Origin of the sequence: Flavobacterium sp. CF136 (assembly GCF_000282055.1) — a bacterium.
Lineage (GTDB): Bacteria > Bacteroidota > Bacteroidia > Flavobacteriales > Flavobacteriaceae > Flavobacterium.
This window is the reverse complement of the sequence record NZ_AKJZ01000020.1, coordinates 63,070-89,762: the sequence shown is the minus strand read 5'-3', so window position 1 is coordinate 89,762 and position 26,693 is coordinate 63,070. Positions and strand designations below refer to the sequence as shown.

At 32.5% G+C, this 26,693-nt stretch carries 28 protein-coding genes; 20 read left to right on the top strand and 8 right to left on the bottom strand.

The features are described 5' to 3' along the window. Nucleotides 1-127: 127 nt before the first annotated feature. Nucleotides 128-1,081: a glycosyltransferase gene (locus PMI10_RS08975; RefSeq protein ID WP_007806898.1), complete on the bottom strand. Its 954-nt coding sequence runs from the start codon at nucleotides 1,079-1,081 to the stop codon at nucleotides 128-130. Nucleotides 1,082-1,482: 401 nt separating this feature from the next. On the opposite strand from PMI10_RS08975, the gene PMI10_RS08970 reads away from it, so the two are divergent. Continuing rightward, nucleotides 1,483-2,250, top strand: a complete 768-nt coding sequence (locus PMI10_RS08970) for a DUF5672 family protein (protein ID WP_007806894.1) — start codon at nucleotides 1,483-1,485, stop codon at nucleotides 2,248-2,250. A gap of 26 nt (nucleotides 2,251-2,276) precedes the next feature. Here the strand turns inward: PMI10_RS08970 and PMI10_RS08965 are convergent, their stop codons facing one another. Then, nucleotides 2,277-2,561, bottom strand: coding sequence for a hypothetical protein (locus tag PMI10_RS08965; protein WP_007806892.1), 285 nt, complete (start codon nucleotides 2,559-2,561; stop codon nucleotides 2,277-2,279). A 57-nt stretch (nucleotides 2,562-2,618) separates the two neighbouring features. On the opposite strand from PMI10_RS08965, the gene PMI10_RS08960 reads away from it, so the two are divergent. Next, complete coding sequence (locus tag PMI10_RS08960) at nucleotides 2,619-3,326, top strand: polysaccharide deacetylase family protein (RefSeq protein ID WP_035631604.1); 708 nt, start codon at nucleotides 2,619-2,621, stop codon at nucleotides 3,324-3,326. On the opposite strand, the gene PMI10_RS08955 is transcribed toward PMI10_RS08960, so the two are convergent. Next, nucleotides 3,318-4,055 carry a glycosyltransferase family 2 protein gene (locus PMI10_RS08955; RefSeq protein WP_007806889.1) on the bottom strand — a complete coding sequence of 246 codons (738 nt, stop codon included), beginning with the start codon at nucleotides 4,053-4,055 and terminating at the stop codon, nucleotides 3,318-3,320. The genes PMI10_RS08960 and PMI10_RS08955 overlap by 9 nt on opposite strands. Before the next feature lie 55 nt (nucleotides 4,056-4,110). On the opposite strand from PMI10_RS08955, the gene PMI10_RS08950 reads away from it, so the two are divergent. Then, nucleotides 4,111-4,938: a glycosyltransferase family 2 protein gene (locus PMI10_RS08950; protein WP_007806888.1), complete on the top strand. Its 828-nt coding sequence runs from the start codon at nucleotides 4,111-4,113 to the stop codon at nucleotides 4,936-4,938. Between the two features lie 139 nt (nucleotides 4,939-5,077). Here PMI10_RS08950 and PMI10_RS08945 read toward each other — a convergent pair whose 3' ends face one another. Next, nucleotides 5,078-5,725 carry a hypothetical protein gene (locus PMI10_RS08945; RefSeq protein ID WP_007806886.1) on the bottom strand — a complete coding sequence of 216 codons (648 nt, stop codon included), beginning with the start codon at nucleotides 5,723-5,725 and terminating at the stop codon, nucleotides 5,078-5,080. A gap of 100 nt (nucleotides 5,726-5,825) precedes the next feature. Further along, nucleotides 5,826-6,884, bottom strand: a complete 1,059-nt coding sequence (locus PMI10_RS08940) for a glycosyltransferase family 9 protein (protein ID WP_007806883.1) — start codon at nucleotides 6,882-6,884, stop codon at nucleotides 5,826-5,828. 85 nt (nucleotides 6,885-6,969) lie between these two features. On the opposite strand from PMI10_RS08940, the gene PMI10_RS08935 reads away from it, so the two are divergent. After that, entirely contained in the window at nucleotides 6,970-7,728 is a 759-nt protein-coding gene (locus PMI10_RS08935; RefSeq protein WP_007806881.1) for a lipopolysaccharide kinase InaA family protein, read from the top strand. A 63-nt stretch (nucleotides 7,729-7,791) separates the two neighbouring features. Here the strand turns inward: PMI10_RS08935 and PMI10_RS08930 are convergent, their stop codons facing one another. Continuing rightward, nucleotides 7,792-8,607: a 2,3,4,5-tetrahydropyridine-2,6-dicarboxylate N-succinyltransferase gene (locus PMI10_RS08930; protein ID WP_007806879.1), complete on the bottom strand. Its 816-nt coding sequence runs from the start codon at nucleotides 8,605-8,607 to the stop codon at nucleotides 7,792-7,794. A 265-nt stretch (nucleotides 8,608-8,872) separates the two neighbouring features. On the opposite strand from PMI10_RS08930, the gene PMI10_RS08925 reads away from it, so the two are divergent. From PMI10_RS08925 to PMI10_RS08900, 6 genes are all read left to right on the top strand, one after another. Further along, nucleotides 8,873-9,499: a PAS domain-containing protein gene (locus tag PMI10_RS08925; protein ID WP_007806877.1), complete on the top strand. Its 627-nt coding sequence runs from the start codon at nucleotides 8,873-8,875 to the stop codon at nucleotides 9,497-9,499. A 143-nt stretch (nucleotides 9,500-9,642) separates the two neighbouring features. Next, nucleotides 9,643-10,392 carry a class I SAM-dependent methyltransferase gene (locus tag PMI10_RS08920; RefSeq protein WP_007806875.1) on the top strand — a complete coding sequence of 250 codons (750 nt, stop codon included), beginning with the start codon at nucleotides 9,643-9,645 and terminating at the stop codon, nucleotides 10,390-10,392. Nucleotides 10,393-10,426: 34 nt separating this feature from the next. Then, a complete protein-coding gene (locus tag PMI10_RS08915; protein WP_007806874.1) occupies nucleotides 10,427-10,660 on the top strand; it encodes a hypothetical protein in 234 nt (77 codons plus the stop codon). Next, nucleotides 10,650-10,931, top strand: coding sequence for a type II toxin-antitoxin system RelE/ParE family toxin (locus PMI10_RS08910; protein WP_007806872.1), 282 nt, complete (start codon nucleotides 10,650-10,652; stop codon nucleotides 10,929-10,931). Before PMI10_RS08915 ends, PMI10_RS08910 begins: the two co-directional genes overlap by 11 nt. Nucleotides 10,932-10,933: 2 nt before the next feature. Then, entirely contained in the window at nucleotides 10,934-11,350 is a 417-nt protein-coding gene (gene ruvX / locus PMI10_RS08905; RefSeq protein WP_007806871.1) for a Holliday junction resolvase RuvX, read from the top strand. Nucleotides 11,351-11,476: 126 nt separating this feature from the next. Then, nucleotides 11,477-12,970, top strand: coding sequence for a malate:quinone oxidoreductase (locus PMI10_RS08900; RefSeq protein ID WP_007806869.1), 1,494 nt, complete (start codon nucleotides 11,477-11,479; stop codon nucleotides 12,968-12,970). 38 nt (nucleotides 12,971-13,008) lie between these two features. On the opposite strand, the gene PMI10_RS08895 is transcribed toward PMI10_RS08900, so the two are convergent. Beyond that, entirely contained in the window at nucleotides 13,009-15,228 is a 2,220-nt protein-coding gene (locus PMI10_RS08895; protein WP_035631611.1) for an FUSC family protein, read from the bottom strand. Nucleotides 15,229-15,429: 201 nt separating this feature from the next. On the opposite strand from PMI10_RS08895, the gene def reads away from it, so the two are divergent. The 3 genes from def (at nucleotide 15,430) to mazG (ending at nucleotide 17,406) form a co-directional block, all read left to right on the top strand. Next, on the top strand, nucleotides 15,430-16,020 hold the full coding sequence (gene def, locus PMI10_RS08890) for a peptide deformylase (RefSeq protein ID WP_007806866.1): 591 nt from the start codon (nucleotides 15,430-15,432) through the stop codon (nucleotides 16,018-16,020). 39 nt (nucleotides 16,021-16,059) lie between these two features. Next, a complete protein-coding gene (locus PMI10_RS08885; protein WP_007806864.1) occupies nucleotides 16,060-16,539 on the top strand; it encodes a DUF5606 family protein in 480 nt (159 codons plus the stop codon). A 96-nt stretch (nucleotides 16,540-16,635) separates the two neighbouring features. After that, a complete protein-coding gene (mazG, locus tag PMI10_RS08880; protein WP_007806862.1) occupies nucleotides 16,636-17,406 on the top strand; it encodes a nucleoside triphosphate pyrophosphohydrolase in 771 nt (256 codons plus the stop codon). Here mazG and PMI10_RS08875 read toward each other — a convergent pair whose 3' ends face one another. Beyond that, a complete protein-coding gene (locus tag PMI10_RS08875) occupies nucleotides 17,407-18,087 on the bottom strand; it encodes a Crp/Fnr family transcriptional regulator (protein ID WP_007806861.1) in 681 nt (226 codons plus the stop codon). A gap of 198 nt (nucleotides 18,088-18,285) precedes the next feature. Between PMI10_RS08875 and PMI10_RS08870 the strand changes: the two genes are divergently transcribed. From PMI10_RS08870 to PMI10_RS08840, 7 genes are all read left to right on the top strand, one after another. Beyond that, nucleotides 18,286-20,667: a heavy metal translocating P-type ATPase gene (locus PMI10_RS08870; RefSeq protein ID WP_007806860.1), complete on the top strand. Its 2,382-nt coding sequence runs from the start codon at nucleotides 18,286-18,288 to the stop codon at nucleotides 20,665-20,667. Between the two features lie 276 nt (nucleotides 20,668-20,943). Beyond that, nucleotides 20,944-21,132 (top strand): cbb3-type cytochrome oxidase assembly protein CcoS, encoded by a 189-nt coding sequence (gene ccoS / locus PMI10_RS08865; protein ID WP_007806859.1) that lies wholly within the window; start codon nucleotides 20,944-20,946, stop codon nucleotides 21,130-21,132. A 10-nt stretch (nucleotides 21,133-21,142) separates the two neighbouring features. Further along, on the top strand, nucleotides 21,143-23,329 hold the full coding sequence (ccoN, locus tag PMI10_RS08860) for a cytochrome-c oxidase, cbb3-type subunit I (RefSeq protein ID WP_007806858.1): 2,187 nt from the start codon (nucleotides 21,143-21,145) through the stop codon (nucleotides 23,327-23,329). 7 nt (nucleotides 23,330-23,336) lie between these two features. Next, nucleotides 23,337-23,531 carry a hypothetical protein gene (locus PMI10_RS08855; RefSeq protein WP_007806857.1) on the top strand — a complete coding sequence of 65 codons (195 nt, stop codon included), beginning with the start codon at nucleotides 23,337-23,339 and terminating at the stop codon, nucleotides 23,529-23,531. A gap of 1 nt (nucleotide 23,532) precedes the next feature. Further along, complete coding sequence (locus PMI10_RS08850; protein ID WP_007806856.1) at nucleotides 23,533-24,477, top strand: cbb3-type cytochrome c oxidase N-terminal domain-containing protein; 945 nt, start codon at nucleotides 23,533-23,535, stop codon at nucleotides 24,475-24,477. Between the two features lie 5 nt (nucleotides 24,478-24,482). Continuing rightward, nucleotides 24,483-25,901, top strand: a complete 1,419-nt coding sequence (ccoG, locus tag PMI10_RS08845) for a cytochrome c oxidase accessory protein CcoG (RefSeq protein ID WP_007806855.1) — start codon at nucleotides 24,483-24,485, stop codon at nucleotides 25,899-25,901. A 321-nt stretch (nucleotides 25,902-26,222) separates the two neighbouring features. Then, complete coding sequence (locus tag PMI10_RS08840) at nucleotides 26,223-26,672, top strand: FixH family protein (RefSeq protein ID WP_007806854.1); 450 nt, start codon at nucleotides 26,223-26,225, stop codon at nucleotides 26,670-26,672. Nucleotides 26,673-26,693: the final 21 nt, after the last annotated feature.

The window sequence follows — 26,693 nt, the reverse complement described above, 5'->3', positions numbered from 1 at the left end:
AAAATCTATGTTTCTAGCCTGCACTGAGCGGAGTCGAAGTGTGTTGAAAATAATTACACCCAACGGGTTATTAGGAAGTTAAATGTTAGTTATTCTACTATAACCAGGAATATTTTTTATTTGTGAACTATCTACGCTTATCTAATAATTTATCAATTAGCAGGGCAAACCTGCATCGTGTCGGAAATTTTAATTTCATTTTGATATTCAGTAAGTGTAATTCACGATGGCTTTTTGTTATGAGGTCCTGAATATCAATTTTTAAGAAAGCAGAATGTTCATATTTTTTGCACTTGTGAAATTTTAAATATTGTTTTTTAGACAACTCCCGGTATTCTTGAAAACTTGATGGCTTGTCTAAATCAAGAATTACCCTTTTTAATTTGTTTTTAGAAACAAGTTTATAAATATTTTTCATGCCAACTTGTTGTTTATCATGTATTCTATACGAGATTAGGTTTTCTCTTGAATAAAAAAGTGATTTCCGCAACGCTAGCATAACTGCTATTTTTTCGTCATGTAAAACATCATCTGTAAAAGGGAAAATAAAATTCTTAACAATATTTTTTATGCATAAAGTTGCACCTGTTACTACGTTTCCATTTTTTGTAATAACATTAAAAAAGTCAATAGGTTTTGGTAATTCTTTTTCCAAAAAAAATACAGAATCCCAAATGGTTACGGACGGTATAAGATTATCCTCCTGATCTATTAAATCTGCATTTGAAAAAACACCTTCAGCACTTGGATTTTTGTCAAAAACAGCTAAAGTTTTTTTAATTTTATCTTCTTTCCAAATATCATCCTGATCTGCCAGAAAAATATAATCTCCAGAACAGAGAGATATGGCTTTTTCGAAATTTTTTGTACTTCCGACATTATATTCATTGACATGAATGGAAAATACAGAAGGGTGTTTTGCCTTAAAATTATTTAATATTTCTAAAGTTTCGTCAGTAGAATTGTCATCGCAAATCACAATTTCATTCACTTTAAAATCTTGTTGATCTAAAATACTATTTAATTGTTTTTCAATATAGGATGAGCCGTTATAAGTACATAATGCTACAGATATTTTCATTTTCTTTTAATTAATTGATTTATTAATTAGCGTTTAAAGAATGTATTTCTTTTTAAACGCTTTTAAATCAGCATTTTGTATCCCTTTCGGCTTTTTTTCGCTTCTGCAAATATATTTAACTTAAATTTGATAGAATAATAGTTACAAATTTAGTTTTTTTTTAAATGAATTTGTCTTTAAAGATTAGTTAAGACAGATTCATTAAATCTTTAGGTTCAAAGCTTTTAAATTCATTTAGTATGAGATGATTACTCTTTTAAAAAGTAATGAATTTGAATTTAATGTTGAATAATGAAGCTTTTTTGCATTATAAGATTAATTTTGCGAATAATTTTTTAAATCCGGAATTTAATACCTGGAGAAATAATAGATTTAAGTTTTATAAGTAACAAAAAAACGGAATGGAGCATTTAGTAAAAGTTGTAATACCTATATATAAAAATTACTTCGGAGATCTTGAAGAGAAATCTTTTTTGCAGTGTATGAATGTTCTAAAAGATTATCCGGTTGTTTTGGTTCAGCCAGATGGACTTGATAATACTTATATTACGGAGAATTTTTCGAATGTTATAGTAGAGAATTTTTCGAAAGATTATTTTGAAAACATTTCAGGTTACAACGAACTGCTTTTATCTTCTTCTTTTTATGAGCGTTTTTTAGATTCAGAGTTTATTTTAATTTATCAATTAGATGCTTTTGTTTTTAAGGATACCTTAAAAGAATGGTGCAAAAAAGGATACGATTATATTGGTGCCCCGTGGATTGCGACTAAACATAATAATGTAACGAAAATCCTTGCTCTTTTTGATTCCAAAAAGAAAAAGGAACGAAAGCAAATTTTTTATAAAGTTGGAAACGGAGGTTTTTCATTGCGTAAAGTAAGTTCACATTATAAAATTGCAAAAGAACAGGAAACTTTTATTTCTGATTTTTTAAGAACAGAAAAGAAAGCGATTTATGCAATAGAAGATGTTTTTTGGTCTTTGAAAGCTCCTGAATTTTGTAAAGATTTTAAAATTCCAGGGTATAAGGAAGCATTGCATTTTGCAATAGACCGTAAGCCAAAAATTGCTTTTAAATTAATTAATGATGAAATTCCTTTTGGCTGTCATGGAATAAATAAACCAAAAGTGATTGATTTTTGGAAACCAATATTAGATAAGTATTAGTTACAAAATAACTGTTTGTTAATTTTTTATTCCATTTTTCTATACTTCATCCATAAAAACAAATATTTTTTAAAGGTTGAAAAGGCATGTATATAAGAAATAATAAAGCCTTCCTTTCCTTTAAGGATTTGGAGTTTGAAAAAATAATTTTTAATAAAATTTCCAAAAGGAATTGCAATAAAATGAAAGTAATTGGGTCTGATTTTCTTTTCATACAATTGGTCAGCAAGCTGTTGGGCCTCTAATGTTAACTGCGAATTGTACTCGTCAAAACCAATACCTTTTTTTGAAAAGAAATTATTTTCCTGCATAAAGAAGTTTATGAAGTGCAAATGTAATAATTTTACATTTAAATGCAATTTAAAGACATGACACGTTTACCTATATTGATGTACCATAATGTTTCTAATGATAAGAATAGTAACGGGCTTACTATTTTTACGGACAATTTAGAAGAACAGTTTCGCTATTTGAACGACAAAGGATATACGACTTACCATTTTTCTGAATTAGAAAACAGAACAGTAATTGATTCTAAAAGTGTTGTGATTACTTTTGATGATGTGACTGAGAATCAATTGGATTATGCAGTTCCTTTACTTGAAAAATATAATTTGAAGGCTACTTTTTTTATCCCGTTTGCCTATATTGGAAATGTAGATTTATGGAATTCAGGCAAAGAAAAAATTATGTCCATTGAACAATTAAAGGAATTGGATGACAGAGTAGAGCTGGGGTTACACTCATTTGCACATAAAAGATACGCATCTTTAACTGAAGCTGAAATCAATACCGATTTTTCCAGATGTTTTGAAATTATAGAACAAAGTGCTCTAAAAGTCTACAATGCTTTGGCGTATCCTTACGGGAATTATCCTAAAAAAGAACCCAATAAATCTATATTTACTACTGTTTTACAACAAAACAATGTAAAAGCAGGATTGAGAATAGGGAACAGAATTAATAAATTTCCTTTTAAAAATCCGTATGAAATTCAGCGAATTGACATTAAAGGAGAAGACAATATGTTAAAATTTAAACTGAAATTACGCTTCGGAAAATTGAAATTATTTTAACCCTTTTTCAATTAAAATGATTTTAGCATATCTCGAAAAAACACCATAAGCATTAATACTGGCCAACGCCAAACCCGGAATACCGTCCATAAAGCCTCTTTTTAAGATATAAGAAGAGAAAAAACGATAAAAAGGTTTGAATATTAATTGAAAATAACCTGCTTTTTTTCCTTTTTTTACAGCAGTATTGGCCTGAAACCAGGCATAAGAATCCTTCTTTTGTAATAAATGAAAAAGCCCTTTGTAGGTATAGTGAATCATAAAGTTTTTCAAAATGCCGACACTTCCTTTAAACAAGAGTTTTTCGTGGACATCACCTGAAAAAGAAATAGAATCATTTTTTACCAGACGTACCACTTTATCTACTTTATGGTATAAAAAACGATTCATGTAAAAATGAGGAAATTGAAGTTTATATCCCTGGTGTTTTCCATTTTCGATAACCGATAAAATTTCAATTTTCAGTTTTTGGGAAACACGTTCATCAGCATCAATAAACAAAACCCAGTCTCCGGTGGCTTCAGCAATCGCGTGGTTTTTTTGACTGGAAAAATTATCAAATTTTCTGTCGAGTACTTTACATCCCAATGCTATTGCTTTTTCTTTGGTTCCGTCAGAACTAAAAGAATCAATTACAATAATTTCATCGGCAAATTCAATTGATTTTACAGCATCTTCGATATAATCAATCTCGTTGTAAGTAGGAATTATTACAGTTAATTTGCTCATTTTTTTATTTTAAGAAAAAACAAAATTAATAATTTTAGGTTACCTTTGCGACATTATGCAAAAGAATATTTCCGTTATAATTAGCACCTATAATTCTGTCGAATGGCTTAAAAAAGTCATTTGGGGATATAACACACAAACGTATCGTAATTTCGAAATGGTTATTGCCGATGATGGTTCACGCCAGGATACTTTCGATTTAATTGAAGAATTGAAAAAGGAAGTTTTTTATCCGATTATCCACGTTTGGCATGAAGACAATGGTTTTCAGAAATCTCAAATTTTAAATAAAGCTATAATTGCCTGTACGACTGATTACATAATGATGTCCGATGGTGATTGTATTCCGCGTCCGGATTTTGTAGAACAACATATTAAATTTAGGGAAGAAGGCTATTTCCTTTCCGGAGGCTATCATAAATTGCCGTTGGAGTTATCCCAAAATATTACTAAAGAAGATATTTATTCAGGGAAGTGTTTTGATGTTTCCTGGTTGAAGAAAAACGGAATGAAATCTTCTTTCAAAAATAATAAAGTAAGTTCGACGGGTTTAAAAAGTTCAATCCTAAACTTTTTGACACCAACAACGCCAAGCTGGAATGGACATAACGCTTCGGGATGGAAAAAAGATATTCTGGCAATCAATGGTTTTGATGAACGTATGCAATATGGCGGACAGGATAGGGAATTAGGCGAACGATTGGTCAATTATGGTATAAAACCCAAACAAATTCGATACAGTACGGTTTGTCTGCATCTTGATCATCCTCGTGGTTATGCGACTCCGGAATCAATCAATAAGAATAAAAATATCCGAAAAGAAACCAAAATCCAAAAGAAAAATTGGACTGATTTTGGAATAGAAAAGAAGAAAGCAACTTAAGGTTGCTTTTTTTATGACTTTTTTTTTGAGTGTGATTCATCGCAAAAACTTCGGTTAGGCATTGTTTGTAAATAAAGGTTATACATAATGTTTCGCTGCTTCGAGGAGGTGTATGGCTCGTAACCTATTAGCTGAAGTTTTAATTATGATATACTGTTAATGTAACACATTTATCATTAACTATTCTAAAGGATACTTTTAGCTTGTTGATTTCATAAAAAATAAAATCAGTTGATTCACTTGTTGGTATTTCAAAATACTCAAGAATGTAATGTTTACTCTTCCCTAAAAAGTTGATTTTAGGGTCGTCAATTTTTAATTGTTTAAGCAGAATATCAAAATCAACAGTTTTTTGTATTTGAATACTTCTTACTAATCCTAATGTTTTATTATAAGTGATATGAATTATATCTCCACAAGTTATAAGTCCAATATTTACTGGTGTTGTTTTTTCGTGTACTAGTTTTCCAAATATCTTAAAAACGACATGCTTTGATGATGATCTGCTCATTCCTAAAAAAATATTAAAATCTTCAATTCTAATTTTGTTAAGCAGTAGTGTATCAGTTGAGAGATTATTGGTAATTTTTACATTTTCAATTGGTTTGCTATTTATCTGAGAAATTTTCTTAGGATTGTCATCTTTAAATATGTGTATTATAATTCCTATAAAAACTCCAATAGGAATCAATAGAAAACCAAAATTTTTAAAAGCAATAAATATCAAAAATGCGACAAAGAGCAGCCCTGTAAATGTACTTATGCAATCCCACTGTTTTCCTTTCATAAATGTGGTTTCAAAAAATCACAGTTAACTTGTTTATAAGATGGCTTTCATACACCCAAATAGGTGATACCATAAGCTTACTCTTTTTATTTTCTAAACCCTATAAATTATTTTTCAGGAAAATATCTAACTCCGGTAGTATCATTTCAGGAGTTAGTTGTTTATACAATTCATCCGGATTTTTTTCTATTTTCTTACGTTCTTCAAAAGTAAAACTATCAAATAAATTGGGTTTCATTTCCAATAAATGAACTGAGTGATGAAATTTTCCGTCTTCAAAACTAGCCCAATGGTCTTTGTTTACATAAGGAGAAAATATAGTAAAAGTAGGTTTGTTTAACGCTTTGGCAATGTGTACCGTTCCGCCTTCATTAGAAACTAAAAGTGCAGATTGATTCATTAGTTTAATGAAATCCCGAATGCTTTTGGCATAAATATCCAAAATGATACTGGATTTGTTTTGGCACATTTCATAGATTTTCTGAGCCTCTTCTTTTTGATGCGGAGCATAATTAAAAAGAATATTTACGTCATAATTGGAAGCAATAAAATCAACCATTTCGGCAACGTATTCATAAGGCATCGATTTTTGTGGAGTACTTCCCAAAACACCAAGGACTATAACTTTTTTATCAGCATATTTACCTAACCAGTCTTTCTTTTTTTCTTCTTCGGTTAAAAATATTTTTGGTTCATAAACGATAGGTTCGAAATTTCCTGCCTGACTTAATAGATGAATTCGGTCTTCAATTGCTTTGCCGCAAATTTTGGTTTTTTCTTTAGAAATAGTAACCGGGTTAGTGTAATAGCCCCAATTACCTAGTTTTTTTCGGCTTTTGTGACCAATAGTTTGTTTGGCGTTAGAGAATTTACAAATCAGTTTGCTTTGTGTCTTTGAATAAGGATCAAAAATGATGTCGTATTTCTCTTTTCTAACCTGACGGATTAGTTTAAATAGTACAGGAAGTTTTTTTAATTCTTTGTCATTAATGGAAATAATTTTATCAATATTAGGATTGTTCAAAATGACTCCGTGAGTAAAATCGTAAGCCATAAAATGAACTTCGCTATCAGGATATTTTGCTTTAAAATTATTGGCAATTACCGAACTGATTAAAACATCGCCAATTCTCTTGTTTTGTATGATTAAAACTTTCATCCTAATTTATTTTACTGATTTGTTAGTATTCCTTGGCGCAAAGTACTATTTTTTATACTTTTAAACCAAATTATAATTGTAAGCTGTGTCAATAATCATCCATTCGAAATATAAAAGTAAAGAAGATGCTATTCTTCAATTAGTTGCTAATTTTTTTAACGAAGGTGATTTGATCGTTGCCGGTGCCCGAAATACAATCAAGTCTAATTTTCTTGCTGAGGAAAAAGTAAATATTAAATTTTTTCAAAAACCGGGAATATTCAAATCGATTATTTATTCTTTTTTTAGAAGTACCAAAGCCAAACGATCTTTTGATTATGCCAATTATTTGATTGAGCATAACATTTTAACACCTTTCCCGATTGCCTATATCGAAAACAGAAGTGGATTGGGGCTTTTGAAAGACAGCTATTACATTTCTGAGCAAATAGATTATGATTTTACGATCCGTGAACTGATTCATGATCCATTGTTTCCGGAGCGTAATATTATTTTAGAACAATTTGCCGAATTTACATTCAAAATGCACGAAGCAAAAGTTAATTTTTTGGATCATTCTCCGGGAAATACTTTAGTTGTGAAAAAAGATACTGAGAAATATGAATTCTATTTGATAGATTTAAACCGAATGAATTTCAAAAACTTGTCTATTGAAGAGCGAATGGACAATTTTAAGAAAATGTGGTTGTCTAAAACAATGGTAAAAGTGATTGCCAAAGCTTATGCTAAATTAAGCAATGAACCCGAGGAAAAATTACACGCCATTTTGTTGGAGAAAACAATTCAATTCAAAAGAAAAATTACCAAAAAGAAATACCTAAAAAGAAAAATAGGCAGAAAATAAAATTCCAAATTCCAATTATAACAACAATTGGAATTTGGAATTTAAAATATTGGAATTTAGAATTTATACTGCTACGTCGTACTCTCTTAACGCATTATTCAAAGATGTTTTTAAATCAGTTGATGGTTTACGAGTTCCAATAATCAATGCACAAGGAACCTGAAATTCACCGGCAGCAAATTTCTTTGTATAACTTCCCGGAATTACTACCGAACGGGCAGGAACAAATCCTTTCATTTCTACTGGAGTTTCACCGGTAACATCAATAATTTTTGTTGAGGCAGTCAAACATACATTTGCTCCTAAAACAGCTTCTTTACCTACGTGAACTCCTTCTACTACAATACAACGAGAACCTACAAAGGCACCATCTTCGATAATAACCGGAGCCGCTTGCAATGGTTCTAAAACACCGCCAATACCAACACCACCACTCAAGTGAACATCTTTTCCAATTTGAGCACAGCTGCCAACAGTTGCCCAGGTATCTACCATGGTTCCTGCATCAACATAAGCACCAATATTTACATAACTAGGCATCATGATTACTCCACTGGAAATAAATGAACCGTAACGGGCAGAAGCTCCCGGAACTACACGAACTCCCTTGGCTGCATAGTCTTTTTTCAATTCCATTTTATCGTGGTATTCAAAAATCCCTGCTTCCCAAGTTTCCATTTTTTGAATAGGGAAATACATAACAACTGCTTTTTTTACCCATTCGTTTACCTGCCAACCTTCACCAACCGGTTCAGCAACACGTAATTTTCCTGCATCAAGCAATGCAATAACTTCTCTGATGGCATCAGTAGTTGTTGTTTCTTGTAATAAAGCTCTGTTTTCCCAAGCTTGTTCAATTATAGTCTGTAAAGAATTCATATGTTTAAATTTTTGGCAAAGATAGGGTATTTGAATAAAATCAAAAAAGTAAATCAATTTGAAAATGTTACAAATTTAACTTTTTGTGTTTAATTTGAGAAACTGGATAAGCCTTTGAAAAACTTCTAAAAATGTAATTTTTTTGATGCCGTCATATGATAAAAATCAGATTTCATAATTTAAGTTCTAATTAATTTTGCATCATGATTCCTGAAATAGGGAAGAGGAATTAACAACATGTTTTAGAATAAATATAATCAGAAAAATGAATCAGGAAAATCAGCTTCAAAACCGAATTGCAGTTATTGATAAAGAAGTCATGTGGGATAAAACACAAGTAATTATGAGCAAAACAAATGCTTTTGGTATTATAGAATATGCCAATGAAGTTTTTGTAGATGTTTCAGGTTATGAAGACTATGAATTAATGGGGCAGCCACATAACATTATTCGTCATCCGGATATGCCAAAAGTAATTTTTAAGGTGCTTTGGGAAAATCTGAAACAAGGAAAGAACTTTCACGCCATTGTAAAAAATTTAGCGAAGTCAGGAAGGTATTATTGGGTAATTACTGATTTTGAAATTGCTAAAGATGAAAACGGAGTGATTGTAAATTATTTTGCAAGACGACAATCTGTACCACAGGAAGTGATTTCGTTGCATATTGAGCCACTGTATAAAAAGTTACTTCAAATTGAAGCAGCGAGCGGGGTTGAGTTTAGCGAGAAATATTTGATTGGTTTCCTGGAAGAAAAAAAGAGAACTTATGTTGAATATATCAAAGAGCTTATTTATGAACAGGAAAAAGCACAGTCAAAATTTGCTCAATATGAAACAGAAGAGGAGGATGAGGAACATAAAGGGTTTTTTAAAAGATTGTTTAATAGGTAAATGGAATTGACTTTTTTTTTAGTTTTTAATATTTGGGTAAATCCGTTTTGAAATTTTCAAAGCGGATTTTTTATTGCTTTTAATTTGGAAAAAGATATAACTTGTACTGTATTTAATTTTATTAGCTAATAAAATAAGAAATCATGAAAGATAATTTTTCGAAACAAGCTGTTGATTATTCTAAATTTCGCCCGCAATATCCTCAGGAAATGATAGAATACATCATTTCATTTGTTAATAATAAATCGACAGCACTTGATATTGCCACTGGAAATGGTCAGGTAGCACATAAACTTTCTGCTTATTTTAAAAAGGTATATGCGACAGATATAAGTCAAAAGCAACTGGATAATGCAATTCAGGCTGAAAATGTAATTTACAGTAAGGAACCTGCTGAAAATACTTCTTTCGAAAATCAAAAATTTGACTTAATTGTTGTGGCACAAGCTGTACATTGGTTTGATTTTGAGGTTTTTTATAAAGAGATTTACAGAATTTTGAAGCCAGACGGAATTTTTGCTGTTTTGGGTTATGGATTATTTTTTACAAATACTGATTCGGATAAAATTTTGCAACATTTTTATTATAATATTATTGGTCCTTATTGGGATGCTGAACGAAGATATTTAGATGAAAATTATGAAACGATTCCGTTTCCGTTTGAAGAAATTCCAACGAAGAAATTTGAAAATCAATTTACCTGGACTTTTGAAACTCTTATTGGATATCTTCAGACATGGTCATCAGTACAGCATTACATTTCAAAAAATAAACAAAATCCAATAGATTTAATTTACAATGATTTGAAGGTTTCGTGGGAAAAGAATGATCAGAAAGTTACATTTCCATTGTTATTGAGAATAGGGAAGTTAAATCCGGAAAATATAGGCTGAAAAGTTTTATATTTGTATTGTAAATGAAAGTATTATGGAAGCGATTAGATTAGAGTTTCAGCCGGAAATAAAAGAGAAAATTTTAGAATTATTGAGTTCATTTTCTTCTGATCAATTGAAAATTGTTCAGGAAGAGTCTGATTTTGATGTAACTAAGGAAAAATTGGATGCCGCTTTAGCTAAGATAAAAAACGGAACAGCCGAAAGTTGCTCTTTGGAAGAGTTGGATGCATATTTAGAAAAGACTATTTCTGAATATGAAAATTGAAATCACTAAAGATTTTAAACTAGATTTAGAAAGTCAGATTAGATATATCTCAAAAGACAAACCCATTGCCGCCAGAAAATTTAAAGCTGATTTAATTAAAAACATTAAAAAAGATTTAAAAAGACCATTTCATTTTAAGAAATCCAGATATTATAAAGACGAAAACATTAGAGATTATGTTTTTAAAGGATATACTGTTGTGTATTACATCGATATAGACCAACAAATAATTTCAGTATTCGGTTTCATAAAACATAAAATTGCTTTATAAAAATGCCAAGAATTCTCTCCATAGACTACGGACAAAAACGTACCGGAATAGCCGTTACAGATGAAATGCAGATTATAGCTTCAGGTTTAACTACGGTTCCAACCAATACTTTAATTGATTTTCTTAAAGATTATTTTGCCAAAGAAAAAGTAGAAGCGGTTTTAATTGGAGAGCCCAAACAAATGAATGGACAGCCATCAGAAAGTGCTTCAATCATAAAAGGATTTGTAACGCATTTTTCAAATATTTTTCCGGATATGAAAGTCGTTCGTGTAGACGAGCGTTTTACTTCAAAAATGGCTTTTCAAACCATGATCGATAGCGGACTAAGCAAAAAACAACGTCAGAATAAAGGATTGATTGATGAAATTTCCGCAACGATTATGCTTCAGGACTATCTTTCTTCTAATCGTTTTTAAGTTTTAGGCTTATAAATTTCACTTTATTTAGAAAAAAATATAATTTTCTAACTTTTATCATGCTTAAAATCCTTTTTTTTTGAAATTATAAAAAGTACCTTTGCATTTTTAAAATAAAATAGTGTTATGCCCGACGAAACCATACGTTCAAATAGTGAAGTAGTGCTTATTGGCGCTGGAATTATGAGTGCCACTCTTGGAGTAATTTTGAAAGAATTACAACCTGATATCAAGATAGAAATTTATGAAAGATTAGATGTTGCTGCAGCCGAAAGCTCTGATGCATGGAATAATGCCGGAACAGGACATTCTGCTTTTTGTGAATTAAATTATACACCGGAAAAAGCTGATGGCTCAGTAGATCCTAAAAAAGCCATTAGTATTGCTGAATCTTTTGAGGTTTCCCGCCAGTTTTGGTCGTATTTAGTACAGCAAAATAAGGTCCCTTCCCCTGAAAATTTTATAAAAAGTGTGCCTCACATGAGTTTTGTCTGGGGTGAAAAAAATGTTCAGTATCTTAAAACACGTTTTGAAGCTTTACAAAGCAACCCATTATTTGCAGAAATGCTTTTTAGTACAGACTTTGAGCAATTAAAACAATGGATGCCACTTGTTATGGAAGGAAGAGGGCCAAATGAAAAATTGGCAGCAACTTCAATGGCTATTGGTACCGATGTGAATTTTGGTGCTTTGACAAGAAGTATGTTTAATTATTTAGAAAAATTAGACGGTGTATCTTTATATTTTAATCATGAGGTTAAAAAATTAAAACAGCTGGAAAATAAATCATGGCGTATTAAAATTACCGATTTAGAATCTGGCCAAAAGAGAAAAGCATATACTAAGTTTGTATTTATTGGTGCTGGTGGAGGTTCGTTACCATTATTAGAAAAAGCAAATGTTCCTGAAGGAAATGGTTATGGAGGTTTCCCGGTAAGTGGTCAGTGGTTAAAATGTACAAATCCGGAAGTTATTGCAAAACACCAGGCAAAAGTTTATGGTAAAGCAAGTGTTGGTGCACCGCCAATGTCGGTTCCGCATATTGATACACGTGTAATTGATGGAGAAAAAGCATTGCTTTTTGGCCCTTTTGCAGGATTTTCAACTCGTTTTTTAAAAAATGGATCTTATTTAGATTTGCCTTTGTCAATAAAAACAAACAATTTGATTCCGATGTTATCAGCGGGATTTCATAATATTCCACTAACAAAATATTTGATTGAGCAGGTACGTCAGTCTCCAAAAGACAGAATTAAGGCTTTACGTGAATATTTGCCAACCGCGAGATCTAAGGATTGGGTTTTAGAAAAAGCAGGTCAACGTGTTCAGGTTATCAAAAAAGATGAAAAAGAAGGCGGGGTTTTAGAGTTTGGAACAGAAGTTATAAATACTCATGACGGAACTTTAGCAGTTTTATTAGGAGCTTCTCCTGGAGCCTCAACTGCAGTTTCAATTATGATCGATTTGATTGACAGATGTTTTGCAGATCAGATTAAAACACCGGAATGGGAAGCGAAATTAAAAAATATGATCCCATCTTACGGAAAAACTCTGAATGATAAACCGGAACTTTTAGAGGAAATCAGAAAACATACTTCTGAAGTATTGAAGCTGAAATAAATCAATCTTATTTTATTATAAACACAAATCCAGATGTATTAATCTGGATTTGTTGTTTTAAAGTCTTTTGTGATTTTTAATATTTTTTCAGATAAATTACTCATCCAGATCAATTGCTCAATTACCATTTGGGCTTCCTGCATTTTGGCTTGCCGTGTTTCCTTATCCAATTCTTCATCTGTTGCCAGACGAGTGAAATTTTTGCGTTTCATTTCTTCAAATTGCAAGGTCACATCTTCTTTATCAAAAAAAGTATCGACCAGGATAGTTTCATTTTTTAAAATAGAAATGGAATGATCTAAATTTAATAAAATGGTTTTAATGATATAATTAAATGACTCTGATGCTGATGTGGTTTGGTGTGATTGAATATACGTTGATAAAGAGGCTAAGGCAGAAAGTAAGGAATGATTTAAAACAACTAATTTATTGACCAGCGGAAGTGTTTTTTGTTTCGATTTAGGTTCCTGCATCATTCTTTGAAACGAGGTCATTAAACTTCCAATTTCTATAAAAGCATTTTTTCTTGCAAGCCTGTATGAAGTTGGAACTTCCCCTTTTTTGTTATAGAAGTCTGCTATTTCTTTCAGGTAGTTTCGATTTGCCCGTATAGAACTCTCAATATGGATGGCCGTATTTATAAACTCCCAGGCAGGCCATAAAAATTGATTAGCCAAAAAGGCCAAAATCGCACCGGTTAAAGAATCTAAAATTCTAAACTGAATTACTTCGACAACATTTGGGACTAAAATTCCATAAATAAAAACCACATACATAGTAACGAAAGTCGCACTGATTTTGTAATTGATTTGTGTAAAAGAAATTCCAAGAAGCATACAGATAATCGAAAAAATACTCAAAGCAACATGGTTTTGCACAAGAGAAACAATTCCAAATGCAAGTAATCCTCCTAAAATAGTTCCGAAAATACGATTGTATGAACGTTCTTTTGTTAAGCCATAACCGGGCCGCATTATTACAATGATGGTCAATAAAATCCAATACACGTTTTGAAAAGGAAGAAATTTTCCAACAATAAAACCAATCAGAATTGTAATGGTTAACCGTACGGAATGCCTGAAAATAGGGGAATAAAAACTTAAGTTTTCAATCAATGTACGCAGAGGGTAATATTGTGGAGTAAGGAATTTTTCTAACTCTTTATCTTTGTCTTTTAGTTTGTATGACTGCATGGCCAACGAAAATGCACGTTGTATGATTTTGATTTTTCCGACCTGATTTTTAGCATATTTCAGCATATTGGTCAACATCAAAACTCCTTCGGCAGCTTCTTCTTTTCCTAATGTTTTTTCATAATCAAAAATGGCAAATTCCAGAGCGTCAAGTTCATTTTTTAAATCATTCTTGTCAATATAAGCTGTAATATGATGTACATTTTTAGATAGCTTTTTTAAGGTCGAAGCGAGTTTATAGGCCACATTCTGATAAGTTCTTAAAACTGCAGGGTGCTTATCAAATTTTTCATGAATTTTACTGTGGTCAAAAGAAGTATACAAAGCCAATTCCTGAATTTCTACCAAAGTGATAAAAACCAACAACATTTTTCGGTTTTGTGTTGTTGCTGAACTGCTTTGGTTGCCAATAAGTACTTTTCGCAGGTCTTCATGTATCAAATTGAGCTCCACCTGAATGTTCAGCTGTTTTTCGATAATTGTTTTTCTGTTTGCTTCCGGGCTCCATAAATCACCTCTTAGTTTTAAATATTTTGCAGTTAATTTAATACCCTCAGCAATTTCAAGTTCAATATATTTATAAGGCTGTACAAAATGAAATATAAGAGAAACAATTAAATATAAAATTCCTCCAATAAAAATCCAGCTTGAATATTCAAATGCTTCCCAGCCTTCATGTAAATGTCCAAATGATAAAGAAATAGAAATTAAGGCAGAAAAGGAAACTAAAGTAGCTCTTTGTCCATAGACGGATATCATGGAACATAAAAAAAGTAAAAACCCTAAGAAAGGATAAAATATAAAAGGGTAGGGATAAGCAAGGTTTACTAATAAATTAACTCCGGATACAATAAAAGATGCTACAATCAGTCCTTTTATTTTATGGCTCAGAGTGCTTGGGATATCGCTTGGATAGGTGTAAAATGCTCCTAAAGCAATTGTGAAACCAATTTCAAAATGCCCTAAAAGTTGAAATATCAGAACAGGTACTACAGAGGCAATCGTTACTTTTGTGGCATTCAAAAACGAAGTGCTGTTGGTAAATTTTGCAATACGATCTAACATATAAATTGGTTTACCAGCAAAGGTAAGAATTGTACGAATTAATTTGGCATAATTATAGTGCAGATTTTGATATGCAGGCAAAAAAATGAGATTTAATATACCATTTTCAAATGGTCATTGACTATTTTTTACTATTTTTGCTTCCTGAATTCGTAGGATTAGATTAAGGTTTTCAGCAGATAAATATATAAAATAATACAAATGATTTTACCAATAGTAGGATATGGTGATCCGGTTTTAAGAAAAGTGGGTGAGGCAGTTACGGCAGATTATCCAAACTTAAAAGAAACAATAGCAAACATGTACGAGACGATGTACAATGCTCATGGAGTAGGACTTGCTGCACCGCAGGTAGGTATTGCCATTCGGTTGTTTGTTATTGATACAACACCTTTTAGTGATGATGAAGATTTACAAGAAGAAGAACAAAAACATTTAGAAGGTTTCAAAAAAACATTCATTAATGCTAAAATTGTAAAAGAAGAAGGAGAGGAATGGAGTTTTAATGAAGGTTGTTTGAGTATTCCCGACGTTCGTGAGGATGTTTATAGAAAACCAACCGTAACGATTGAATATTGTGAAGAGGATTTTGTTATGAAAACTGAAGTTTTTGATGGTTTGATTGCAAGAGTTATTCAACATGAATATGACCATATAGAGGGAATTTTGTTTACTGATAAAATATCATCCTTAAAAAAGCGTTTAATTCAGGGGAAATTAAAAAATATCACTGAGGGGAAAACATTTCAAGAGTACAGAATGAGATTTGCATCTGCTAAAAAAGCAAGATAAAATATAATAAACCAAATTCTTAATACTAATTTAATAAACATGAATTTAGAGAAAATTTTAGCCATTTCTGGGAAACCGGGTTTATATGTATTGAAAGTGCAAACACGTACAGGTTTTGTGGCAGAATCATTGTTAGATGGAAAAAAAATTACCGTAAACTTAAAAAGTAACGTAAGTTTATTGTCGGAAATTTCAATTTACACATATGAAGGCGAAAAACCTTTGACAGAAGTAATGCAGCGTATTGCGGTTAAAGAAAATAAAGGTCAGGCGATTTCACATAAAGAAGATAATGCTAAACTAATAGCTTATTTCAAGGAAATCCTACCTGAATATGATGAAGAAAGAGTTTATCCTTCAGATATTAAAAAAATATTAAACTGGTATAATATGCTTCAGGCAAAAGGTTTAGTTACTGACGAAGCCCCTGCTGCAACTTCAACTTCTGAAGAAATTGCTGTTGAAGAACCGGTAAAAAAAGCCCCTGCTAAAAAAGCAAAAGCTAAAAAAGAAGAATAGTAGTTATCTATATTCAAAATATACCAATCCTGTTGAGATGTTTCTTGACAGGATTTTTTACTTTTACATTATTCAGTTACAACAAAAAACTTCAAAATGAGTAAAGAACTTCAACTTCAGGCTTTCGAACGATTATTAATCATTATGGATGAGCTTCGCGAACAATGTCCATGGGATAAAAAGCAGACTTTGCAAACTCTCAGACATCTTACCATTGAGGAAACTTATGAATTAGGTGATGCTATTTTGGATAATGATTTGAATGAAGTAAAAAAAGAGCTTGGAGATTTATTGTTGCATATCGTTTTTTATGCTAAAATAGGAAGCGAAACCAATGATTTTGACATAGCTGATGTATGCAATGAAATTTGTGAAAAACTAATTCATCGTCATCCGCATATTTATAGTGATACTGTGGTGAAAGATGAAGAAGAAGTGAAACAGAACTGGGAAAAACTAAAACTTAAAGAAGGCAAAAAATCTGTTTTAGAAGGTGTTCCCAGAAGTCTACCGGCCTTAGTAAAAGCAAGCCGAATTCAGGATAAAGTAAAAGGCGTAGGTTTTGATTGGGAAGAACCACATCAGGTTTGGGATAAAGTTCAGGAAGAATTAGAAGAATTACAAATAGAAGTAAAAGCCGGAGATCAGGATAAAATAGAAGCCGAATTTGGAGATGTTTTATTCTCGATGATTAATTATGCAAGATTTTTAAATGTAAACCCTGAAGATGCTTTAGAGAGAACCAATAAAAAATTCATTAAGCGTTTTCAATATTTAGAAAGTAAGGCAGGTGAATTAGGGAAACCTTTAATGGATATGACTTTGGCAGAAATGGATGTGTTTTGGAACGAAGCGAAAAAACTGTAATTATTCAGCCAGTTTTTTTAATGCTTTTACATTTTTAAGTACAATTTTTTTACCAACCAATTCAATCAATTCTAATTTATTAAAATCAGATAATAATCGGATACAACTTTCGGTAGCAGTACCAATGATTCCTGCTAATTCTTCTCTGGTAAGCTGTACTTTTAATGCTTTGTCTGTGTCTTCGCCAAAAGTAGTGTGTAAGTATAATAAGGTTTCGGCCAATCGTTGTTTTACTGTTTTTTGGGCCAATGCAATCTTATCATTATCAGAATCTTTTAAATCCTCACAAATAGATTGCATCAAATTCATCGAAAACTGATTGTTGTTATTAAAAAAATGAATGATTTCAGATTTCGGAATAAAACAAACTTCCATATCAGCAACAGCTTTTGCTGATAAATTAGCCGGTTCATTGCTAATCATCGAGCGTTGTCCCAAAAGTTCTCCTGATTTTACCAATTTTACAATCTGATCTTTTCCGTTCGCACTTAATTTAGAAAGTTTACCAATACCGTCTTTTACACAAAAAACGCCATTCGTTATTTCTCCTTCCTCAAAGATAGATTCTCCTTTTTTTATGGTATGAGTCGTTTTACTATTAGCTAATTGTATGATTTCCTCTTTATTAAGCGCTTTGAGTGAGCTAAGCTGCCTTACAATACATTGGTCACATTTGTTCATAGTAAAATTCTTTGGCACAAAATTAAGTATAATTTGAACCGATACGTCTAATAATTGCTAAAAAAATCATAGAAAATAATCTTTCTATATAGCTAACCTGCTTTATTTTAAATAATTATAATATACATCATATGATAAATGTCATATTTATAACCTTTTGCTATTTATAATCTTTGTAGAGTAAAAAAAACAGATTTTATGAGTGAGCAAAGTTGTTTTCATTGCGGATTAACCATTCTTAAAAATGAAGAAATTGATTTTGATCAAAAGAAGTTTTGCTGTAATGGCTGTAAAACGGTTTACGAAATTTTCAGCCTTCACGATTTAACTTCTTATTACGATTTTGAAAAATCCCCGGGAGCAAGTCCGCAAGACATTCAGGGCAAATATGATTTTTTAGAAAACGAAGCTATTATTTCAAAATTACTGGAGTTTCAGGAAGGAAACACGGCAATTGTTTCGTTAAATATTCCATATATCCACTGTAGTTCCTGCATTTGGATTTTAGAAAATCTGAATAAAATTCAAACCGGAATTAGTACTTCACAGGTTAATTTTCCCGAAAAGAGAGTCCGAATTACATTCAATTCTGATATTATTTCACTCAAAGAAATTGTCTGTTTATTGAGTTCCATAGGTTACGAACCTTATATTAGTTTAGAGAATTATGAAACAGGCAAAAAAAATATCGACAGAAGCCTGACCTATAAATTAGGAATTGCTTTTTTTTGTTTTGGAAATATCATGCTTCTTTCGTTTCCGGAATATTTTGAAATCAAAGAATTCTGGCTGGACAATTACAAACCTTTTTTCAGGGCTTTAATATTTATTCTTTCCTTGCCAAGCTTTACATATTCTGCCAAAGACTATTATGTTTCAGCTTACAAAAGCATTAAATCAGGAATGCTGAATATTGATATTCCGATTGCTTTGGGAATTATCGTAATGTTTGTCCGCAGTACTTTTGATATTATAATGGATTATGGCCCCGGCTTTTTTGATAGCCTGACTGGGCTCATTTTCTTCATGTTATTGGGAAAAATGTTTCAGATTAAAACTTATAGTTTTTTAAGTTTTGAAAGAGATTTTAAATCCTATTTTCCTATTGCAGTTACCCGAATCAATACGGATACTACCGAAGAAAATGTGCCTGTTTATGATATTATAAAAGGAAACCGATTGCTGATTCGCAATCAGGAATTGATTCCCGTTGATGGAATCCTGATAAGTGAAAAAGCCGAAATCGATTATAGTTTTGTAACCGGAGAAGCTGTTCCCATTACCAAAAAATCAGGCGATAAAGTTTTTGCCGGAGGAAAACAGATTGGTAAGGTTGTCGAAATGGAAGTCCTGCATTCGGTTTCACAAAGTTATCTGACGCAATTATGGAGCAATGAAATATTTCAGAAAAAAGTATTTCAAAAACACAAAACGATTACAGATGCGATAAGCCGTTATTTTACGCCCATCTTACTACTGATTGCTTTTGCAGGATTTGGCTACTGGATATTTTTTGATGCCAATACCGCTTTTAATGTTTTTACTGCTGTATTGATTGTCGCCTGCCCTTGCGCATTGGCACTTACCGCTCCGTTTACCTTCGGAAACATTTTAAGAATACTGGGCAAGCAGAAATTATATCTTAAAAATGCATTGGTTATCGAGCAATTAGCAAAAGTTGATACGATTGTTTTTGATAAAACCGGAACCATTACAACGAATAAAAAGTCAAATATTATTTATGAAGGGAATCCGCTTTCTGAAGAAAATAATGTGCTTATAAAAAATGTGCTTCGGGCATCGAACCACCCGTTAAGCCGAATGTTATATGATTTTTTGCCTGAAACAAAAAGTATTAAGATTGATGAATTTCAGGAAATAACAGGCAAGGGAATTCAGGGTATGATTGATAATAAAGCTATTCAAATGGGTTCGGCAGAATTCGTTGACGCTTCAATTTCAGAAACTGTAGAAATAGAAAAAACAGCACTTCATATTAAAATCGATAGTATTTATTACGGCAAATTTATTTTTGAAAACCAATATAGAAAAGGATTGGAAAAACTATTTGTTGATTTAAGCAAAAACTATCAGATAAAAGTGCTTTCGGGAGATAATGATGGTGAAAGAGTTAATCTGGAAACTATTTTGCCTAAAAATACAGAATTGATTTTCAATCAAAAGCCGGAACAAAAACTTGATTACATCAAAAAATTACAGGAAAAAGGGCAAAACGTAATGATGGTTGGCGATGGTTTAAACGATGCCGGGGCTTTGGCACAAAGCAATGTAGGGATTTCAATTTCAGAAAACGTCAATGTATTTTCTCCTGCCTGTGATGCTATTTTAGATGCCAGTGAATTTTCACATTTGGATTATTTCCTGAAGTTATCTCAAAAAGCTATCAGTATAATCAAGATGAGTTTTGTGCTTTCACTGCTTTATAATGTTGTCGGTTTAAGCTTTGCTGTCACAGGAAATTTACTTCCGCTGGTCGCAGCTATCATTATGCCTTTGAGTACCATTACTATTGTAAGTTTTGTAACACTGATGAGTAATTTTTATGCCAATAAAAAATAAAGTAATTCAGCATATTTATAATTTTCAATAGCCTCCAGCTTTAGCTGGAGGAATGTGAATTGATGTAGTATTGGCTTTAGCCAAAATAGCAGAATTTTTGGCTAAAGCCATTCAAATTATCAAACTTCTATTCCCCCAGCTTAAAGCTGAAGGCAATTCAATTAATGTATTCAGCATATCAATAATTTTAAATAGAATAATATGTATTTGTTGTATGATAAATATCATATTTTAAGAATCCGCAACGTACTAATTTTGTTTATATAAATTAAGAATATGAGTGTCATTTACCTGTTGATTTCAGTCAGTATTTTCGTTGCAATTGGATTCTTTATTGCTTTTATAATTGCAGTAAAATCGGGGCAGTATGATGATGATTACACCCCATCCGTCAGAATGCTTTTTGATGACGAAACCAAAATAACCTCCCAAAATAATCAATCAACAACCGAAGAAAAACAATAAACAAGAACTTATGGAAATGGAACAGTTTTATTATGATAACAAAATTGTAAAGAAATTCATCTACGCTACCATTCTTTTTGGGGTAGTCGGAATGTTAGTCGGACTGACCTTAGCGGTTATGTACCTTTTCCCCAATATCACTGATGGAATATCATGGTTAAGCTACGGGCGATTAAGACCTTTACATACCAATGCAGTAATATTTGCCTTTGTGGGAAATGCCTTTTTTGCCGGAATGTATTACTCATTACAACGATTACTGAAAGCCAGAATGTTCAGCGACTTTTTAAGTAATGTTCACTTTTGGGGCTGGCAGCTTATTATTGTAGCAGCAGCAATTACGCTGCCTCTGGGATATACTTCGTCTAAAGAATATGCTGAGTTAGAATGGCCAATTGATATTGCGATTGCATTGATTTGGGTTGTAATGGGAATCAATATGATTGGTACGATGCTGCGTCGAAGAGAGCGTCATTTGTATGTTGCCATTTGGTTTTACCTCGCCACATTTGTTACCGTTGCCGTTTTGCATATTTTCAATAATATCGAAATTCCGGTTTCACTTTGGAAAAGTTATTCTGTTTACGCAGGTGTTCAGGATGCTTTGGTGCAATGGTGGTACGGCCATAACGCAGTAGCATTTTTTCTGACGACACCATTTTTAGGATTGATGTATTATTTTGTTCCCAAAGTCGCTAATCGTCCTGTGTATTCTTATCGCTTGTCTATCATACACTTCTGGTCATTGATTTTTATCTATATCTGGGCTGGACCGCACCACTTATTGTATTCGGCTTTGCCAAACTGGGCCCAAAATTTAGGAGTTGCTTTTTCAGTTATGCTGCTTGCACCGTCTTGGGGTGGAATGATCAACGGACTGTTAACATTGAGAGGTGCCTGGGATAAAGTTCGCGAAGAACCTGTTTTGAAGTTTTTTGTGGTAGCGATTACTGGTTACGGAATGGCAACTTTTGAAGGTCCTATGCTTTCGCTGAAAAATGTAAACGCAATAGCACATTACACCGACTGGATCGTTGCTCACGTACACGTAGGCGCCTTGGCGTGGAATGGATTTATGTCTTTCGGTATTATTTATTGGTTGATTCCACGAATGACAAAAAGTAAATTATTCTCGAATAAATTAGCCAATTTCCATTTCTGGATTGGGACCTTAGGAATCATTTTATATACCGTTCCAATGTATGTAGCAGGTTTTCTGCAAGCCTCAATGTGGAAACAATTTAATCCTGATGGGACTTTAACCTATGGTAATTTCCTTGAAACCGTTACGCAGATTATGCCAATGTATTGGATGAGAGCCATTGGTGGTACAATGTATCTTATTGGGATGTTCGTTTTGGTTTACAACATCATTATGACCGTTCGATTAGGCAGCAAAATCGAAGATGAATTGGCTCAGGCACCAGCATTACAAAGAATAAGTAAAAACAGGGTTAGTGGAGAAAAATTCCATAGCTGGTTAGAAAGAAAACCAATTCAGCTAACCATTTTAGCTACAGTTGCTATTCTGATTGGAGGAATTATCCAAATTGTACCGACAATTATGGTCGAATCAAATATTCCGACAATTGCCAGCGTGAAGCCTTATACACCTTTAGAACTGGAAGGTCGTGATTTATACATCCGTGAAGGTTGTGTTGGCTGTCATTCGCAATCTGTCCGTCCGTTTAGGAGCGAAGTCGAACGTTACGGTCCACAGGCAAAAGCTGGAGAATTTGTTTATGATCATCCATTTCTTTGGGGATCGAAACGTACGGGGCCTGATTTACAAAGGGTAGGTGGAAAGTATAATGATAACTGGCATTTTAATCATATGTGGAATCCACAAAGTATTTCTGCCGGATCAATTATGCCGGGATACAAATGGTTATTTGATAATAAACCAATGGATATTTCATTGACCCAAAAGAAAATGAAAGCCATGGTATCACTAGGAGTTCCGTATTCGGATGCTGAAGTTGCGAATGGACTAAAGAATCTGAGAGTACAGGCTGTTTCGATAGAAAAAAGTCTCGAAAACGACCCTGATTTTGTGAAAAGTTATGAAGAAAGCAAAAAGAAAGCTGCGGCCAAAGGCGAAAAATTCATTCCAATGAACGAAAGGGAAATTGTAGCCTTAATTGCTTACATACAAAGACTTGGAACTGATATAAAAGTAAAAGAAACCTCTAAATAACAGTATTATGTTCGAACAAATAAAACACAATATGGAGAATATATCGGGTATAGAAATTTACCCGATTATTACTCTCCTGATATTCTTTTTCTTTTTCGTAGGATTAGGCTTTTGGGTTTTCTCCTATAAAAAAGATAAAATTCAGGAAATGAGCGAAATACCTTTAGCAGATGGGTGTAGTTTAATTTCAAAAGAAAAATAGAATGAAAAAATTATTTCCAGTATTTGTATACATAAGAGTACCGCTGATTTTTTTGACCGTTTTTGGTTTGATGGAATATTTTATAGATTCAGGAGATCGTCCTGCATTTATCAAGTTTCCTATGGTTTCTTTATTTCTGTTTGTATTTCTGTTTGTTTTAATTGCTATCGAAATTACGCTGAAAGCTGTAAATCGGGTAATGTATCAGTTAATGACTCCTGAGGAAAAAGCCAAAAAAGAATATGATGACAGTCTGACTTTAAAAGAAAAGGATTGGTACAAAAACCTGATGCACAAGCTGACCAAAACAGAGCCAATAGAAAAAGAAGGCGATTTGTTGATGGATCACGATTATGACGGAATTAAAGAATTGGATAATAATTTACCGCCCTGGTGGCTGTATTTATTCTACATCGGAATTATTTTCGGAGTGATTTATTTTGCTTATTATGAAGTTTTTGGAGGTAAAAATCAAGAAACTGAATTAAAAATAGAAATGGCTCAGGCAAAAATTGATGTTGAAGAATACCTGAAAACAGCACCCGATTTGATGGATGAAAAAACTGTTGTTTTGCTTACTGATGAACCAAGTTTAGCAGCTGGAAAGGAAATCTTTACAACTAATTGTGCCGCTTGTCACAGGGCAGATGCAGGTGGACAAATTGGTCCTAACCTAACGGATAAACACTGGATTTTAGGTGGTGGAATTAAAAACTTATTTCACACCATAACCAATGGAGGTCGTGATGGCAAAGGAATGATTTCCTGGAAAGGAACTTTAAAACCTAAAGAAATTCAAAAAGTTGCAAGTTATATTTTGTCTCTGCAAAGCAGTAATCCAAAAGATCCAAAAGCACCGGATGGTGAAATTTGGGCTGATGAAAACACACCTAAAAATGATACCGCAGCGAATAAACCAGCAGATAGTACAGAAGTCAAAAAATAAGAATCATGTCAAATTTACCAGACGAAGCTTTTAGAGATACCATTGGAACCGTTGACGAAAGTGGTAAGCGAAAATTTATTTTCCCCAAAAAACCGTCTGGTAAATTTTATGAATATCGAAAATGGGTGAGCTATGTTTTGTTAGTCATCCTAATTGCCAATCCGTTTATAAAAGTAAACGGAAATCAGTTTATGATGTTCAATATTTTAGAGCGTCGATTTAATATTTTTGGTTTTCCGTTTTGGCCACAAGATCTTTACCTGTTTGTTATTTCAATGTTGGTTGGGGTTGTTTTTGTTATTCTCTTTACCGTGGTTTTTGGACGAATTTTTTGTGGATGGATTTGCCCGCAGACTATTTTTCTGGAAATGGTTTTCCGTCGAATCGAATATTGGATTGATGGAGATCGTGGAGCACAATTACGTTTGGCTAAACAAGAATGGAATGTTGGTAAAATCCAAAAAAAACTTCTGAAGTGGTTCATTTTTTTTCTGATTTCTTTTGGAATAGCGAATGTATTTCTGGCGTATTTGGTAGGTAGTGATTCTTTATTTTTAATGATCGAACAGGGACCAATAAAGCAAGCCGGAAATTTTGTCGCATTACTCATTTTTACTGCAGTTTTTTACTTTGTTTTTGTATCATTCCGAGAGCAGGTTTGTATTATTGCTTGTCCTTACGGACGATTACAAGGCGTACTTTTAGATAACAAATCAATAAATGTTGCCTATGATTTTGTACGTGGTGAAAAAGAAGTCGGCCGGGCTAAATTCAACAAGAAAGAAGACAGAACTCTAACAGGAAAAGGTGATTGTATCGATTGCCATCAATGTGTGCACGTTTGTCCAATGGGAATTGACATCAGAAACGGAACACAACTTGAATGTACCAACTGTACTGCCTGTATTGATGAATGTGATACCATTATGGAAAGTGTTGGTTTGCCAAAAGGTCTTATTCGTTATGCATCCGAAGATGAAATCGAGAAAAAAGCACCTTTTAAATTCACAGCAAGAATGAAAGGTTACACCACAGTTTTGCTGATTTTAATGAGTGTTTTTATCGGAATGTTATTTTTAAGAACTGATGTTGAAGCTATTATTTTGCGTTTGCCAGGACAGCTTTTTCAACACAAAGGAGACAAAATCAGTAATGTGTACACCTATAAAATCGTCAATAAAACAATGAAAGATTACAGCGATATTCATTTTGAGTTAATCAATCAGAAAGGCAAAATCAAAAACGTTGGAAATACTCATTTTAAAATAAAAAAAGAAGGAATTTCGCAGGGAACCTTGTTTATAGAAATTGATGAAGTTTTGCTGGAAAGTGATAAAACAAAAGTGAAAATAGGTGTTTACAACGGTAATAAATTGCTGGAAACTACCGCTACGAATTTTTTAGGGCCAAGAAGTTTTAATTAAGAATTAACCCGTTTTGGGTGTATTATGAAAAAATATTTAACACACTTCGACTCCGCTCAGTGCAGGCTAGAAACATAGATTTTGATTTGGTAAAAAGAGCAGTAAAAAGAAACTAGTTTCTATCACATAATGCTATGTGCATTTATGCGAGTGAAACGTCTTTTAAAGTTAATAAAATCTATGTTTCTATGTGTTAAAAATTACACCCAATGCATTAAATATCAACATTATGAAATCGCCACTAATAAAACTTTGTGAAACAAAAACAAATAATTAAAAGGCGATACCATATTTGACAACTAACAAATAAAATTTACAAATATGAAAATCAACTGGGGAACAGGAATAGTCATTGCTTTTGGGGTGTTTATGACCTTTATTTTATATTTTGTTTTTGAAGTACAATCCAATAGTAAGTATGATAACGATTTGGTTGTCGAAGAATATTATAAACACGATTCGCATTTTCAGGATGAAATGACACGTATTCAAAATGCTCATGATTTACAGCAAAAACTATCCGTTGAATATATTTCAGAAGGTGTGAGAGTTATTTTCCCTACCACTTTTGAAAGTGATAAAATAAAAGGAAATGTATTGTTGTATCGCGCATCCAATAAAAAGTTTGATTTCAATACACCAATTGCTTTGAGTAATTCTACTTTGTTAATTCCAAAAAAGAAATTAATTAAAGGGCAATGGAATGTAAATATAGAATGGCAATACGAAGGGAAAAAATACCTTTCGAAAGAAGTGATTTACGTTAATTAAAGATGTACACAGTTCAAACTG

Excerpts from the sequence above, each read along its gene's own strand:
- PMI10_RS08975 (WP_007806898.1), bottom strand. The coding sequence starts at position 1,081 with ATGAAAATATCTGTAGCATTATGTACTTATAACGGCTCATCCTATATT.
- PMI10_RS08970 (WP_007806894.1), top strand. The coding sequence starts at position 1,483 with ATGGAGCATTTAGTAAAAGTTGTAATACCTATATATAAAAATTACTTC.
- PMI10_RS08965 (WP_007806892.1), bottom strand. The coding sequence starts at position 2,561 with ATGCAGGAAAATAATTTCTTTTCAAAAAAAGGTATTGGTTTTGACGAG.
- PMI10_RS08960 (WP_035631604.1), top strand. The coding sequence starts at position 2,619 with ATGACACGTTTACCTATATTGATGTACCATAATGTTTCTAATGATAAG.
- PMI10_RS08955 (WP_007806889.1), bottom strand. The coding sequence starts at position 4,055 with ATGAGCAAATTAACTGTAATAATTCCTACTTACAACGAGATTGATTAT.
- PMI10_RS08950 (WP_007806888.1), top strand. The coding sequence starts at position 4,111 with ATGCAAAAGAATATTTCCGTTATAATTAGCACCTATAATTCTGTCGAA.
- PMI10_RS08945 (WP_007806886.1), bottom strand. The coding sequence starts at position 5,725 with ATGAAAGGAAAACAGTGGGATTGCATAAGTACATTTACAGGGCTGCTC.
- PMI10_RS08940 (WP_007806883.1), bottom strand. The coding sequence starts at position 6,884 with ATGAAAGTTTTAATCATACAAAACAAGAGAATTGGCGATGTTTTAATC.
- PMI10_RS08930 (WP_007806879.1), bottom strand. The coding sequence starts at position 8,607 with ATGAATTCTTTACAGACTATAATTGAACAAGCTTGGGAAAACAGAGCT.
- PMI10_RS08925 (WP_007806877.1), top strand. The coding sequence starts at position 8,873 with ATGAATCAGGAAAATCAGCTTCAAAACCGAATTGCAGTTATTGATAAA.
- PMI10_RS08920 (WP_007806875.1), top strand. The coding sequence starts at position 9,643 with ATGAAAGATAATTTTTCGAAACAAGCTGTTGATTATTCTAAATTTCGC.
- PMI10_RS08915 (WP_007806874.1), top strand. The coding sequence starts at position 10,427 with ATGGAAGCGATTAGATTAGAGTTTCAGCCGGAAATAAAAGAGAAAATT.
- PMI10_RS08910 (WP_007806872.1), top strand. The coding sequence starts at position 10,650 with ATGAAAATTGAAATCACTAAAGATTTTAAACTAGATTTAGAAAGTCAG.
- ruvX (WP_007806871.1), top strand. The coding sequence starts at position 10,934 with ATGCCAAGAATTCTCTCCATAGACTACGGACAAAAACGTACCGGAATA.
- PMI10_RS08900 (WP_007806869.1), top strand. The coding sequence starts at position 11,477 with ATGCCCGACGAAACCATACGTTCAAATAGTGAAGTAGTGCTTATTGGC.
- PMI10_RS08895 (WP_035631611.1), bottom strand. The coding sequence starts at position 15,228 with ATGTTAGATCGTATTGCAAAATTTACCAACAGCACTTCGTTTTTGAAT.
- def (WP_007806866.1), top strand. The coding sequence starts at position 15,430 with ATGATTTTACCAATAGTAGGATATGGTGATCCGGTTTTAAGAAAAGTG.
- PMI10_RS08885 (WP_007806864.1), top strand. The coding sequence starts at position 16,060 with ATGAATTTAGAGAAAATTTTAGCCATTTCTGGGAAACCGGGTTTATAT.
- mazG (WP_007806862.1), top strand. The coding sequence starts at position 16,636 with ATGAGTAAAGAACTTCAACTTCAGGCTTTCGAACGATTATTAATCATT.
- PMI10_RS08875 (WP_007806861.1), bottom strand. The coding sequence starts at position 18,087 with ATGAACAAATGTGACCAATGTATTGTAAGGCAGCTTAGCTCACTCAAA.
- PMI10_RS08870 (WP_007806860.1), top strand. The coding sequence starts at position 18,286 with ATGAGTGAGCAAAGTTGTTTTCATTGCGGATTAACCATTCTTAAAAAT.
- ccoS (WP_007806859.1), top strand. The coding sequence starts at position 20,944 with ATGAGTGTCATTTACCTGTTGATTTCAGTCAGTATTTTCGTTGCAATT.
- ccoN (WP_007806858.1), top strand. The coding sequence starts at position 21,143 with ATGGAAATGGAACAGTTTTATTATGATAACAAAATTGTAAAGAAATTC.
- PMI10_RS08855 (WP_007806857.1), top strand. The coding sequence starts at position 23,337 with ATGTTCGAACAAATAAAACACAATATGGAGAATATATCGGGTATAGAA.
- PMI10_RS08850 (WP_007806856.1), top strand. The coding sequence starts at position 23,533 with ATGAAAAAATTATTTCCAGTATTTGTATACATAAGAGTACCGCTGATT.
- ccoG (WP_007806855.1), top strand. The coding sequence starts at position 24,483 with ATGTCAAATTTACCAGACGAAGCTTTTAGAGATACCATTGGAACCGTT.
- PMI10_RS08840 (WP_007806854.1), top strand. The coding sequence starts at position 26,223 with ATGAAAATCAACTGGGGAACAGGAATAGTCATTGCTTTTGGGGTGTTT.